The following is a 13,035-nucleotide window of genomic DNA, read 5'->3' as shown; positions in this document are numbered from 1 at the left end:
ATAAATGAATTATATACATATATATATTTAAAAAAATCCTCCCTATCCTGTTTTTTTTTGTAAATTGTGTAAAAGCAATTAATATGGTGCATTATTTAAAAAATGAGCTTTATGAATTAATCAAAAAGGATGAACGCATTTTTGATTTTATACAAGAGGGTTCATTAGATGGAATCTGGTATTGGGATTTAGAGCATCCTGAAAATGAATGGATGAGTCCAAAATTTTGGCAGGTATTAGGATATAATCCTGAAAAAATGCCACATCAATCAAGTGCTTGGCAGGATATAATAAATCAGGACGATCTAAAACGTGCAACCGATAATTTCCACAAACACTTAAAAGATCCAGAGAATCCATACGACCAAATAGTACGATACAAGCATAAAAATAAATCGACAATTTGGATACGCTGTCGTGGTATAGCTATTAGAGACAACAACAATATCCCTACTCGTATGCTTGGTGCCCACCAAGATATTACTGCATTAAAAGTAAGCGAGAATAATTTAAAAAAAGAGAAAAACAAAGCCATACAAGTTCAAAAAAAATACAAGAGTATGGTGCTGAATGCCCCACTTTCATTTCAAGTACTCGACAATAATGGCTATATCACTGATGTTAATCCTGAATGGTTAAAAACTACAGGCTACAACAAAAAACAAGTCATTGGCAACTACTTTGGAGATTTTTTACATCCTGACAGTATTGAACTTTTCAAAAAAAATCTGTTAGCACTTAAGAAGCAAGGGTTTTTAGAAAATGAACAATATAGAATTAAGAAAAAAGACGGCAATTTTATATATGTTTCATTTGAAGGATTCTTAGGTTTTAATGAAAAAGGTAAATTTACTCATGCTTATTGCACAATTAAAGACATTACGAAGGATAGAGAAGCTCAAAATAAATTAAAAATGTTCAATCGAGCTATTGATCATTCATTGAATGCTTTTGACATTATAAACCACGAAGGTAAATTTATATACGTAAATCAAGCTTACGTAGAAATGTCTGGTTATGATAGCATTTCAGAAATAATTGGCACCTCGCCTGTTGACCATTGTCACGATCCAAACATGCCTAACATAGTGATCAACGAACTCAAAAAAAATGGGTTCTTCATAGGAGAATTTAAAGCAAAAAGAAAGGATGGAAGCCTGTACGATATTAATATGTATGCCCGTCTTGACTATGATGAAAATGGCAATGAGATTTACCCTACAACCTCTATTGATATTACTGAAGAAAAGGAAGCCAAAATTGCAATTAACGAAAGCGAAGAAAAGTTTAAGGGTGTATTTAACTCTGCAAAAATTGGCATAGCTCTTGCCAATAGTACCGGACATCAATTGGATGTAAATAAGGAATTTCTTACAATGCTTGGTTACTCGCGCAAGGAATACCAGTCCTTAAATTTTACGGACATTTCCCACCCTGATGATTTAGAAATAGAATTACCTTTCTTCAATAAAATTCAAAATGGAGAAATTAGCAATTACAATATTGAAAAAAGGCTTCGTAAAAAGGATGGCAATTACATATGGGTTGATGCATCAATTGCGGTTAGAAGAGATCAAAATGGTGATATTTCAATGTTTATTGTTACAGCTAAAGACATTACCCAAAAAAGAAAAACGAAACAAGAATTATCTGTTGCTAAAAAAGATTCGGAAGAGAAAGAGAGAAAATTAAAAAATTTATTGGGCAACCTGAAAGGAGTAGCATACCAATGCAAAAATGATAAAAATTGGACAATGCTATTTATAAGCAAGGGAGTTAAGGAGTTAACTGGCTATGAGGTAAACGATATAAAAAATAACAATGTAATAAGCTGGAATCAAATTATCCATGAAGATTATAGAGAACATGTAGATAAGATTGTAAGTGAAGCTATTGTAAACAAAATGCCTTTTACCCTAGAATATAAAATTACGTGTAAAAAAGGAGAGGAAAAGTGGGTTTGGGAAAAAGGTTTTATGGAAATGAGCAATAACAAACCTTCACATTTAGAAGGTTTTATTACAGATATTACTCCTTTAAAAAACTACGAAAAGGAATTGCTTGTAGCCAAAAATAGAGCGGAAGATTCGAATCGCTTAAAAACTGAATTTTTACACAATATGTCGCACGAAATTCGTACTCCCATGAATGGAATTATGGGATTCTCCGACATGCTAACAAACCAGGACTTAACTCCTGAAAAACGAAATTACTACTCTAGAATAGTTCAAAACTGTAGTCATCAACTTCTCAGGACAATTGATGACATATTGGAAATATCAACCTTAGAAACTGAACAAGTAGGTATTGATGAAACAGAATTTTGCCTTAACGATTTCTTAATGGAATTATTCTCCATATTTAGCTTAAAATTGAACGAACGAAATATTCCTTTATACATTAAGAAAGAATTGCGCGATAACAAAAGTTACATTACCACAGATAAAACAAAACTGAATAAAGTGATAAGCAATTTACTGGAAAATTCTTTAAAATATACACTCGAGGGATTTATTGAATTCGGTTATTATATCGACAAGGCAATGCTGGTAATATATGTAAAAGATACTGGAATTGGTATTTCTCCTGAAAATCATCAATTGATTTTTGAGCGTTTCTCTCAGGAAAACAAAGAACTATCCAAAAAAATTGGAGGATTAGGGCTTGGGCTTGCTATTGCAGAAGAAAACACCTCCCTTTTAGGTGGTCACATAGACTTAGACTCAGACAAAAATAAAGGCTCTACATTTTATATTAACATTCCTTACAAACCTGCCAATTCAATAAAAGAAGGTGATTCAAAAGAGAATACAGTGGCAAATCAATCAGAACACAATTACAATATACTTATTGCAGAAGATGAAGAAGTGAATTTCCTCTATTTAGAAGCCTTATTAGAAGAAAATGAGATAAATAACTATACTGTAATTCATGCAAAAAATGGACAAGAAGCCATCGACATTTGCCTAAACAATAAAAATATCGACCTAATACTAATGGACATTAAAATGCCAATAATGAATGGGCACGAAGCTTCCAAAAAGATCAAGTCGAAAATACCCAAACTACCAATTATTGCTCAAACGGCATATTCTACCGAATCTGAAAAAAGATTGGCTTTAGAAAGTGGGTGCGATGCTTTTATTGCAAAACCAATAAAAAAGGAAGAATTGTATACTTTGATTACACAATACATCATCAAATAAAAAAAAAACTTATCCACTCAGGCAATCAAAAGATATTAATCGCGCGATCCATTAAAAACAATCACCACAGAGTACACTGAGCTACACAGAGAAAAAATTTAACCACAAAGGTAAACAAAGGATATCCCGAAGAACACAAAGCTAAGTCGCAATAAAGAAAAACCTGTCAGAGTCTGAAAGTCCTGACAGTGTTTTAATACCAAAAATACCACCACAGAGAGCACTGAGTAACACAGAGAAAAGTTTAACCACCAAGATAAACGAAGGATATCCCGAAGAACACAAATTAATAAGATGCACGATCCTTTCAAGCTAGGATGGAATAAGTAACGCAGGTGGGGAACCCATAGGTGAAAATGATGACAAAAAAGAAATCCTGTGGAGTGAGGAACGAACTACACTATTATTTCTTTTCATCATTGAGCCGTAATGGGTCACCGAGGGCTCTCTCCTAGATTTTTGTTTACTTTTAATCAATGTACCGATCGAAGTGAGATCATGAATGCCCGTTAAAATTATGAATGAATAAAAAGTAAAAGTCCGTCCGACTTGAGGACAAAGTAAAAAACACAAGACAAATCTCAATAAGAATCTATTATTCGAAACCTGTAGAGTAGAGTCAGAATCTGACATACACAGCTTACTTATAGTCAGAACCTGACAAAGATTTTTACCACAGAGGCACCGAGCTACACAGAGAAAAGTTTAACCACTAAGGCAATCGAAGTATAGCACGAAGAACACAAAGTACACAGAGAATAAACAAAGTTGCACTAAGGTCCGCATTAGAAAAAATTGCGTTAAGAAAATCAGAATAAAGGAGCGTTAAGAAAACTGGCATGTTTGAGGAACGTTAGACTCGAATCCCGATTTTTCGGGATCAGCGAAGCTGGGTGGCTAAAAGGACGAGTTCCAGGTTTTAGCGAAATGATCTGATTTTTAGTGATTTTTTCTGCCGCGGTAGATTTTTGTTTACTTTTCATCAATGGAAAAGTAAAAGCCTGTCCAACTTGAGGACAAAATACAAAATATAACCGCAAAAGTTTTTTCCATAGAGAACACCGAGTTACACAGAGAAAAAAATAAGAAACCAGCGGGGGTAAATCTTCTATCACCTTCACCTGCTATAAACATGAAATCCCTCTGGGATAATCGCAAAGAACACTGAGTTGCGCAAAAGACAAACCTTACTTCAACACCTCTAACTCTACCAATTCACAGCTAACATCAGTTCGTTGCAATCCACTCACCTCAAACAAAGCATTAAAATGTATCGACTCATCTGGAAGTTGTTTGGCAAATTCTTTCAACCATTTTTCATCCGTAAACTTCCTAACCGTTGCCATAACACCAATATCATTGTTCGATACAAAATACAAGGCATTTTTGCCATTGCTTAGCGGATTGAAAGAAACCATTGCATATTCCACTTTCTGATTTTCACCAAAGCGAGTGTTGTACACTTTTGCGACACTTCCATTATTGTATTTAAAACCATCATTAAAAGTTGCAAACACTTTACTGTCCTTTAAGAATAAGGATTTCGATAAGTTCATGGTTTTATATTGCCCAACAAACAGAATGTTATGATTTCGCGCATCATCGTAGCTAAGCTTGCTCTCCAACTTAAGATCGAAACTGCTATCATTTTCCGTAAACCACTTACTTAATGCATTAACTGTATAAGGTGCCATTTTCGACATCAAAGTGTAATCGGTAAGTTGTATGCTTTTCTCAGGATGTTGCTGGCTGTATTTAATAAAATCGTTGTTGTTGTTTACTTCATGATACAAAACTGCACGCTCCTTGCCATCGGGAAAGGTCTCTCCTACTACAAATTGATCAGATACAACAAGAAGATTATCCGAATTCGCTTCAAAATAAGACGCCCAAACAAAATTGGGTTTGTCAGCAATTGTTTTCACAAGAAAAAAGCTCAGAATAGTCAGCAACAAAACACCTGATACAACTTTAATATATTTTATCGGGATAGTAACTGTGTTGCCCTTTTCTCCTCTTGATTTATGATATTCCGTGGGTGATAAAAAACTTAGATTGCACTGCCCCTTGCTAATTTCGAATAGCAAAGACTCTTTCGCCCCTGCATCCGCGTAGTAATCTGCGAGCTTATTGCGAAGCTTGTACATATACGAGCGAACAGTACTGTTACTTTTGTTTTCCGAATAGTCAATTCCATAAAGTTCACTGCCAATTGTAATCTCGTTTATTTCCTCTTTTGCTATTGCCTTTTCAACAAGGTATTTTAGCAGGCTACTATTAGTTGGTGAGTTTACAAACAGCTTGTGCGAACAGATGCGATTCAATGCCTCTTCAATGGATTTTTCTTCGTTTTTATTTATCATACCACACAAAAATAACACGTTTTTTCTCTAATCCACACATTCTATTTTAAAATCAATCACATTGCTGATTTTGATATCCTTATACGACCACATTTAACCGTTAAATCACCGTTGCAGTTGCCGTTTCGGAACACAAAACGGAGTAAATTATTCCATTTTCGATTGACATTGTCTGTACTATTGTAGTAAACACTACCAACACAGTAAAAATCTTATCAATAAGAAAGCAAACACAGTAGGTTTATCAGAAATTAAATGAGATGGCAAACAAAAAGATTATAAGTAGTTTATTAGTTCTTCTAGCAAGTATTTTGATGTTAAATGCTCAGGTTTGGAAAGACCCCAACGCACCTGTTGATGAGCGGGTAAAAGATTTATTGTCGAAGATGACCTTAGAAGAAAAAATGAGCCAATGTAGCTCCGATATCCCGGCTATTGAACGTTTGGGTATCCCTTCTTATATGTGGTATGGAGAAGCTTTGCACGGTATTATTGGCTGGGGAGCGACTTCTTTTCCGCAAAACATTGCAATGGGAGCTACATGGAATCCTGAGCTAATGCACGAAGTGGCTACTGCGATTTCTAACGAAGCTCGTGCCTTAAAGAATATGGGCAAAAAAGAGGTGATGATGTTTTCACCAACCGTAAACATGGCACGCGATCCGCGCTGGGGGCGGAATGGGGAGTGCTATAGCGAAGACCCATTTTTGATGACCGAAATGGTACGTATGTATGTGCGTGGCATGCAGGGCAACGATGATAAATACCTAAAAACAGTAACAACAGTAAAGCACTTTGTGGCCAATAACGTAGAGTTTCGTCGCGAAAATATCTACTCAAATATATCCGAGAAAGACCTACGCGAATATTATTTTCCAGCTTACAAGTCAATGGTTACCGATGAAGAAGCAGCTGGAATTATGACCGCACTAAACGGACTAAACGGTGTGCCTTGTTCTACCAATAAATGGTTGCTACAAGATGTACTACGTGATGAATGGGGTTTCAAAGGTTATGTGATAGCCGACTGGGGTGACATAGGTGGCCACAAAGACTACAAGAAGTTAGTAGACAGTTACGAAATAGCTGCATCAATGGCTATCAAAGCCTCTTGCGACCAAGAATGTTTTCGCCCGAATGCTTCAAAAATGGTAAAAGGTTTGAAAGGCGCTATTGAACAAGGTTTGATAACCGAAAAAGAACTGGATATTGCCGTAGCTCGTTTATTGCGATTGCGATTTATGACAGGCGATTTTGATGATAAAAAGTTAAGCCCTTGGGCAAATATTCCAGAATCAGTACTAGAATGTGATGCACATAAAAAGCTGGCTCGTAAGGCAGCAGAACAATCCATGGTTTTGCTGAAAAACGATGGTGTTTTGCCATTGAAAAAAGACTATAAATCAATTGCTGTAGTGGGACCATTTGCCGACCATTGTTGGTTGGGTATTTACTCCGGACATCCGCAAAGTAAAGTAAGTCCGCTAGACGGTATTAAAGCAGCCACTAATGCAAAAATTGTGTACAAAGAAGGCTGCACTATAGCAGATGCTAATGATGACAGGTCGAGATTTCGTGAAGCCGTGATAGCAGCAAAAGAAGCAGAATTAGCTATCGTAGTAGTGGGCAACAACGAAGGTACTTCTACCGAGAATGTAGACCGTCACTCCCTTGCTCTCCCAGGCATTCAACAGCGATTGATTGAGGAGATTTACCGCGTGAACAAAAACGTAGTTGTTGTATTGGTGCCAAGTGGTCCTACCGCTATCCCATGGGCACAAGAGCACATTCCGGGCATTGTGTGTATGTGGCCTAATGGTCAGGAACAAGGAACTGCTCTTGCCAATGTTTTGTTTGGAAAGGTAAACCCTGGTGGTAAGTTGAATTCTACTTGGTATACCTCACACGAGGACTTACCCGATATGCACGATTACAATATCAAGAACAACCGCACCTATATGTATTTTGAAGGTAAACCTCTTTACCCGTTTGGTTATGGATTGAGCTATACGAATTTCGAAATGGCAAACCTTCAGCTGGATAAAACGGCATTAAATTCAGGCCAACGAATGAAAGTAAGCGTTGATGTAAATAACACTGGAGCACATGATGGTGACGAGGTGGTTCAGCTTTACATCAAAGACTTAAGTTCGAAAACGAAAGTGCCAATTAAAGCACTAAAAGCCTTTAAACGTGTGAATGTAAAAGCTGGTGAAACAAAAAAGGTAGTGCTTGATGTGCCCTATGAAGCTTTTGCTTACTACGACACCATCAATGCGCAGTTTGAAGTATACAAAGGCAAATTTGATATTTTAGTGGGTAACTCATCTGATAATATCAGCCTAAGCAAAACAATTAAAGTAGGAAGTGGTGCTTTAGCCCCTGTAAATATTAAAAACAAAAGTGCTTGGTTTGATGCAAACAACCCGTTACGTACTAAAAAATGGGATGCTATCTATGCAGATAAGTCTTTTCTGAAAGCAGAAAAAACAGAGGAGAAAAAAGCAGAAGGGCTAATATTTAAAACCACCTTCACAGATCCCGGTTTCTATGTGAATACATGGGATGCAGTTGTTAATTATGAGGTAAAAAGCAGGGAAGCCATCTTTAAGTTATCCATACTGGGTAACAATATTGATACTTATAAACTGAATAAATCAGATGTAAAAACTAAAGGCAAGTTGAAAATTAAGATCCCTATTCCTCCCGAATATGGTGTAGAACAAAATATAAATGCACAAATATTAGAAGGAGAAGTTGAGTTAAAATCAATTACAATCTACCCTCCGGGTGGTTTGAAAGAACATACAGTTTATCCTTGTAAATAGTAAAAATACAAACTGCTCATCGTTATTTGGTGGGCAGTTTGTGTTTATTGAGATGTTGTTTAACGCTTATTAAAAACCTTTCATGGTGAGGTAAACTTGCAATCCATTAAAATAATCTCTTCAGGGGATAAAAAGCCTTTTAGTATTGCGAAATCGGTATAACGAGAAAAATATAAACTTATGAAAACAGTAAAAATTATTATCACTCTCCTATTTGTTTGCTACAATTTAAGCATTTTGAATGCCCAGAACTGGAACTATAACAACAACCGAATTGCCATCAGCTTTGATGGTAACAGCGCTCCTGATCATCAGTACAAATGGCCAATAGGTGACCCTGATGATTGGGGTGCAGCGGCTGCAAGTTTGGCAATTCTTGCGAAGCTTGAGCTTCAGGATAAATTGGTGCATTGCTCGTACAATAATTTTATTGACGCACCTGCCGGACCAGATAGCGAAAATCAAAATAAAATAAGTTGCGATGGCGCTATCAGCAGGTGGAATTTTAATGCTGCCATTTTTTATGATGTGACCAAACAATTAGAGGAGGCTAAAACTAATTTAGCCTCTGAAATGATTTTATCTACTGCAGAAAATCCTCTTTATTTTATTCATGCAGGCCTATCTGAGTTTGTTTATCAAGCAGTTGAAAAAGCAATTGATATGGGCGGATTGGAAGCACTTAAGCATGTTAAACTTGTTTCGCACAGTGGTTTTAATGAAAACGAAACCCGCAGAGACTGGCATCACACATGGAGTGATATTCTGGAACTTTGTGGCAACAGAATTCAATATCATAAAATTATAGACCAAAATGCTTGTGGTAATCCAGATGTATTATGGTGTTCGGGAAAGGATTTCTCGCCTTGGTATTGGATGCGCGATCATAAAGACGAGGGGATTCGCTTTTTGTACAAAAGAGCCCAAGCGCACGCAACCGGGAAAGCAGATATTTCGGATGCAGGCATGTTGTTTTGGTTATTCACCGGTGATGAAAATGGGAATCCTGAAAAGTTCAAAACCTTTTTAGGTGATGGAATCTTACGTTAAGCAAGAGAAATTAAATCCAAAAGCCATTAAAAACATTTACCACAGAGGCACCGATTTACACAAAGAAAAAATTTAACCACATAGTAAACGAAGGAAATCCCGAAGAACACAAAGGGAATAATTGCATGATTAATTAATAATATTTACCGCGCAGAACACTGATTAAAACAAAGAAAAAAATCAGAATCCATAGGATTCCAATGTTTATAGAAACAATAATGGAGAATGAACATATGACCCCGCTGGGGTCATATAACCTATTTCCATCACATGCTATAAACATGAAATCCCTTTGGGATTATCACAGAAAACACAAAAGGAATTAATCACACAATCCATTAAAAACAATCACCACAGAGGCACCGAGTTCCACAGAGAAAAGTTTAACCACAAAGGTTAACGAAGGATATCTCGAAGAACACAAAAGGAATAATTGCATGATTATTTAAAAATATTTACCACAGAGAGCACCGAGCAACACAGAGAAAAGGTTAACGAAGGAAATCCCGAAGAACACAAAGGGAATAATTGTATGATTAATTAAAAATATTTACCACAGAGAGCACCGAGCAACACAGAGAAAAGGTTAACGAAGGAAATCCCGAAGAACACAAAGGGAATAATTGTATGATTAATTAAAAATAATTACCGCGCAGAACACTGATTAAAACAAAGAAAAAAATCAGAATCCATAGGATTCAAATGTTTATAGAAACAATAATGGAGAATGAACATATGACCCCGCTGGGGTCATATAACCTATTTCCATCACATGCTATAAACATGAAATCCCTCTGGGATTATTACAAAAAACACAAAAGGAATTAATCACACAATCCATTAAAAACAATCACCACAGAGGCACCGAGTTCCACAGAGAAAAAATTTAACCACCAAGGTAAACGAAGGATATCACGAAGAACACAAAGCTAAGTCGCAATAAAGAAAAACCTGTCAGAGTCTGAAAGTCCTGACAGCGTTTAAATACCAAAAACACCACCACGGGGGCATCGAGTAAGACAGAGAAAAAATCCCTAGAAACACTAATCCGTAACAACATACCACCCTTCCGTATCATCAGAGTACCTGTCCGTATCATTGATTTACCCTTACGTATCATGGGAAAGTGCTTCCGTTACAACAAGGAAGCATTCCTCCTTGTTACGGAAGAACCAAAATAGTGTACGGATGAGCAGGTTGATGTTACGGAAGTATCAAAACTGTGTGCGGATACACAACGCAATGTTACGGAAGAACTAAAATTGCGTACGGAAGAAGTAATTCATGTAACGGATTACCCTACTCATGTTACGGAATAGCTTTTATAACTTACAAAAACGATTTTGAACGATACGCATGACTCTACCTCAGCTATAAGCACAAAAATAAAGCGCTTTACAGAATTTGAAATGAACTCTGAACCGGTTTTACTTTATAAAACAGCTTACCAAGAGATAATTATATTGATTCCTTGGAATATTCTGATTCGCAATTTGAATGATCATAAATAATCTTTAATTTCACATCCAGCATTAAAGAAAAATGTCTATATAAACTAGTTGGGCACAATTCCCCTATGCGAACTTGAAGAATATTAATTTATCTCAAATTAAAATTTAAAAGAAAACATGCTTGATAAAAGTGAATTTCAAAACAATGAAACAGACCATATTGTATCAATAATTAAATCAACAGTTGGTATTATTCCATTTGCAGGACCTTTACTTTCAGAAATTGTTGGAAATATTATTCCAAATCAAAGAATTGATAGATTAACTGAGTACATCAAAATCCTAGACAAAAACATCTCAAAAATTCCAAAAGAAACAATTATTGCATTAAAGAATAATCCTGATTTTATTGACTTAATTGAAGAAGGTTTTGTACAAGCATCAAGAGCAAAAAGTGACAATAGAAGAAAATATATTGCTTCAATTATAACTAATGGAATCTCTGAAAAGTCAATACAGTTAATCGAATCCAAGTATTTACTTAAAATTTTAGAAGAATTAAATGACGCCGAAATAATTTGGCTGAGATATTATTATGATTCAACAAGAATGAATGAAAACAACTTTTACAATGAACATAGAAATATTCTAAGCCCAGTAAGTGTTTCAAAAGTTTCAGGTAAAGAATCTCATAATAAAGCTTCTATTCAATCAAGTTATAAAGAACATTTAGAAAGACTACAATTAATTAAGTATCATATTCAAATTGACAAGAAATCTGGAATTGCTGAATTTAACAGACAAACAGGTAAACCAAAAGTAACTAGAAAAAGTATTACTCATCTTGGAATACTCATTCTTGAGCAAATGGGACTAATTGAAGAATAACAACTGTGCCAAAAAAACTAAATTGTCATGGGCATTGGCTCCCAATAGCTATCGAAAGCTTAAGAAACTCGACAAGACCAGTTATCCATAATTTTAATGAGCTACTCTGTAATAAAGATATTTATCCAAAAATCATAAGGCAATGAATAGAATAATAGTATTGATAGTTCTCTTACTTAATTTCAGTTTTTGCTTCTCTCAAAATACAGAAAGAATTTGTCGTTATCACAGAAATGGAAAAGTTTCGTGTAAAGAGATAATTAGTAAAAAAGGAGAGATTTTACAAGCAATACATTATTATAAAAATGGTCTAACAAAGAGCGAAATTCCATTTATAAACAGTAAGGTACATGGGCTTTTTAGAACATACAATAAGAAAGGAAAGCTTAGTTCAGAGACAGAATACGCTAAGGGAGTGGAACATGGGAAATGTATTCTTTATTTTAAACGATCTAAGATAATTTCAACTATCCAAAATGGTAAAAATGATAGAGTATTTCACGTCATCGAATATTATAAAAATGGAAATATTAAGAGTGAATATAACAATGTCTTTTTCGAAGGATATGGACCATATAAGCTTTACTATAAAAGTGGAAAACTAAAAATATGTGGAAAATATGTTGGTCTTAGAAGAGATGGTGTCTGGACATTTTACAATGAAGACGGCTCCGTGAATAAAACAAAAGAATATGATAATAAATTTATTATCTCATTCAGACAGTTAATTTAAATAGTCAATACTTAAATGAAGAATTCAATACTAATCATATTTTCACTTTTAGCTTTTTCATGCACTCAAATTACTATTACGCATGATAATGAAACCCGATTGATTGAAAAAGCAATTCAAATCGACTCTGCTAAATTCAATTTTCTAAAAGATACATTTAACTTAGCTGAAATTGACAACAACAACAACAACAACAACAACCTCTTTATCAGCTCATTAAAACCTAAACATCCGATAACTCTTGGTATTAAAGAAATAGTTAATGATAATTGTCTAGTTTACTTTGGCTGCCTATTTTCAGAAAGTGTTTGTGTAATCATAAAAGAATGTTCCAAATATCATATTTTAAACAATCAAGAAGATTTAAAGACATACTTTGCTCCAATAAATTCAGCAGAGGAGGCTTTAAGTTATGCCCCTGCTAGCGCGAGCTTGTAGCTCGTGCTCTGCAAAGCAGAAAAAATTGATAGAACGCTATTCTATAGCGTTCCTTTGGATAATTTAAAATCACACGAA

Annotated in this window: 7 protein-coding genes; 6 read left to right on the top strand and 1 reads right to left on the bottom strand. The window is 35.2% G+C overall.

Translation table 11 applies throughout. The features are described 5' to 3' along the window. Positions 1–83 precede the first annotated feature (83 nt). Positions 84–3,206, top strand: a complete 3,123-nt coding sequence (locus tag L3049_RS18790) for a PAS domain S-box protein (RefSeq protein ID WP_275111369.1) — start codon at positions 84–86, stop codon at positions 3,204–3,206. A 1,187-nt stretch (positions 3,207–4,393) separates the two neighbouring features. Here the strand turns inward: L3049_RS18790 and L3049_RS18785 are convergent. After that, positions 4,394–5,569 (bottom strand): helix-turn-helix domain-containing protein, encoded by a 1,176-nt coding sequence (locus L3049_RS18785; protein WP_275111368.1) that lies wholly within the window; start codon positions 5,567–5,569, stop codon positions 4,394–4,396. 260 nt (positions 5,570–5,829) lie between these two features. On the opposite strand from L3049_RS18785, the gene L3049_RS18780 reads away from it, so the two are divergent. The 5 genes from L3049_RS18780 to L3049_RS18760 all read left to right on the top strand — a co-directional run bounded on the left by L3049_RS18780 (position 5,830) and on the right by L3049_RS18760 (position 12,957). Further along, on the top strand, positions 5,830–8,397 hold the full coding sequence (locus L3049_RS18780) for a glycoside hydrolase family 3 C-terminal domain-containing protein (RefSeq protein WP_275111367.1): 2,568 nt from the start codon (positions 5,830–5,832) through the stop codon (positions 8,395–8,397). Positions 8,398–8,577: 180 nt separating this feature from the next. Continuing rightward, positions 8,578–9,447, top strand: coding sequence for a hypothetical protein (locus tag L3049_RS18775; RefSeq protein WP_275111366.1), 870 nt, complete (start codon positions 8,578–8,580; stop codon positions 9,445–9,447). A gap of 1,628 nt (positions 9,448–11,075) precedes the next feature. After that, positions 11,076–11,786, top strand: a complete 711-nt coding sequence (locus L3049_RS18770) for a hypothetical protein (protein ID WP_275111365.1) — start codon at positions 11,076–11,078, stop codon at positions 11,784–11,786. A gap of 142 nt (positions 11,787–11,928) precedes the next feature. Next, positions 11,929–12,519, top strand: a complete 591-nt coding sequence (locus L3049_RS18765) for a toxin-antitoxin system YwqK family antitoxin (protein WP_275111364.1) — start codon at positions 11,929–11,931, stop codon at positions 12,517–12,519. Between the two features lie 15 nt (positions 12,520–12,534). Further along, positions 12,535–12,957 (top strand): hypothetical protein, encoded by a 423-nt coding sequence (locus L3049_RS18760; RefSeq protein WP_275111363.1) that lies wholly within the window; start codon positions 12,535–12,537, stop codon positions 12,955–12,957. The last annotated feature ends 78 nt before the right edge of the window (positions 12,958–13,035 follow it).

The organism is Labilibaculum sp. DW002 (genome assembly GCF_029029525.1).
GTDB lineage: Bacteria > Bacteroidota > Bacteroidia > Bacteroidales > Marinifilaceae > Paralabilibaculum > Paralabilibaculum antarcticum.
The sequence above is the reverse complement of the archived record's forward strand: the minus strand, read 5'-3'. Positions and strand labels throughout refer to the sequence as shown.

Coding starts and splice junctions, on each gene's coding strand:
- L3049_RS18790 (WP_275111369.1), top strand. CDS start 84: ATGGTGCATTATTTAAAAAATGAGCTTTATGAATTAATCAAAAAGGAT.
- L3049_RS18785 (WP_275111368.1), bottom strand. CDS start 5,569: ATGATAAATAAAAACGAAGAAAAATCCATTGAAGAGGCATTGAATCGC.
- L3049_RS18780 (WP_275111367.1), top strand. CDS start 5,830: ATGGCAAACAAAAAGATTATAAGTAGTTTATTAGTTCTTCTAGCAAGT.
- L3049_RS18775 (WP_275111366.1), top strand. CDS start 8,578: ATGAAAACAGTAAAAATTATTATCACTCTCCTATTTGTTTGCTACAAT.
- L3049_RS18770 (WP_275111365.1), top strand. CDS start 11,076: ATGCTTGATAAAAGTGAATTTCAAAACAATGAAACAGACCATATTGTA.
- L3049_RS18765 (WP_275111364.1), top strand. CDS start 11,929: ATGAATAGAATAATAGTATTGATAGTTCTCTTACTTAATTTCAGTTTT.
- L3049_RS18760 (WP_275111363.1), top strand. CDS start 12,535: ATGAAGAATTCAATACTAATCATATTTTCACTTTTAGCTTTTTCATGC.